1 protein-coding gene is annotated in these 1,400 nt (G+C 66.3%); it reads right to left on the bottom strand.

Features of this window, described 5'->3' with window-relative positions; all coding sequences use genetic code 11:
- Positions 1-54: 54 nt before the first annotated feature.
- Entirely contained in the window at positions 55-1,296 is a 1,242-nt protein-coding gene (locus DD1DGNOD_RS10760) for an IS256 family transposase (RefSeq protein ID WP_131770022.1), read from the bottom strand.
- Positions 1,297-1,400: the final 104 nt, after the last annotated feature.

Genomic DNA, 1,400 nt, shown 5'->3' with positions numbered 1-1,400 from the left:
TCGCGTCCGGGGGCGTGGTGTACGGAGAGTGACTCCGCGTGATCTGGGATTAGGTTATGCGGTCAAGGCCTCCGGTGTCACGGTGATCTCGGGTGTGTCGCGGGATTCCTGTGCCGGGTCGCATTTGGCGAGGATTTCCAGACCGATGTAGCGGTGGGTTTCGATCCACTCGTCGTTCTGCTCGGCCAGCACGGCACCGACGAGCCTGATGATAGACCCACGGTCGGGGAAGATACCGACAACGTCGGTGCGCCGGCGGATTTCCCGGTTCAGTCGTTCCTGCGGGTTCGATGACCAGATCTGCCGCCAGATCTCCCGTGGATAGGTGGTGAACGCGAGCAGGTCGGCTTTCGCGTCGGAGAGATGGCCGGCGGCCTTGGGAAGTTTCCCGGAAAGCGCATCGACGACCCGGTCGAACTGCACGCTGACCTCGTTGCCGTCGGCCTGGTCGAAAACGGTTCTGACCAGGGTCGCCACCCAGGGCTGGGAGGATTTCGGGGTGACGGTCAACAGGTCCCGCAGGTAATGCGTCCGGCAGCGCTGCCACGACGCACCGGGCAGGGTCGCCCCGATCGCGGCCACCAGGCCACGGTGGGCGTCCGAGGTGACCAGCCGGACCCCGGACAGGCCGCGGGCGACCAGGCCACGGAAGAACGCCAGCCAGCCCGCCCCGTCCTCGCTGGACACGACGTCGAGACCGAGGATCTCCCGGTGGCCGTCGCCGTTGACGCCGACGGCGAGCAGGCAGTGCACGTTGATCACACGGCCGTCCTCGCGGACCTTCATCGTCAACGCGTCGGCCTGGACGAACCGGTACGGGCCGGCGTCCAGCGGCCTCGAGCGGAACGCCTCGACCTGGGCGTCGAGATGTTTCGCCAACTGGGAGACCTGGGACTTCGAGATATGCGCGACACCGAGCTGCTCGACGAGCTTGTCGACCCGCCGGGTGGAAACGCCGAGGAGGTAGGAGGTCGCGACCACCGAGATCAGCGCCTGCTCCGCCCGCCGACGCCGTGTCAACAGCCAGTCCGGGAAGTACGAGCCGGACCGCAGCTTGGGAACGGCAAGCTCGATCGTGCCCGCGCGGGTGTCCCACTCCCGCATCCGATAGCCGTTCCGACGGTTGACTCTTTCCGGAGATACCTCCCCATAGTCCGCGTTGCAGATACTGTCCGCCTCAGCGCCCATCAACGCCTCCGCGAACGCTTTCACCATCGCTCCCAGCAGGTCCGGACTCGCCGCGGCGAGTTCCTTGCCGAATCCCTCGCTGTCGGTCACAGTCGGGCGTACGGCCATCGCGTTTCTCCCCTCGAGTTGCTTCGCAGGTTTCTCGTGAGGATCACGCGGTGGTCGCTCTACGTCACGGACCGCCGCTTCGGCGAGTCGCTAGATCGTTGCTC

This window comes from Candidatus Protofrankia californiensis, from assembly GCF_900634765.1.
Taxonomy (GTDB): domain Bacteria; phylum Actinomycetota; class Actinomycetes; order Frankiales; family Frankiaceae; genus Protofrankia; species Protofrankia californiensis.
This window is presented reverse-complemented; position numbering and strand designations above follow the sequence as displayed.

What these genes read in the sequence shown, in the direction of transcription:
- DD1DGNOD_RS10760 (WP_131770022.1), bottom strand. Translation starts at nt 1,296, where the DNA reads ATGGCCGTACGCCCGACTGTGACCGACAGCGAGGGATTCGGCAAGGAA.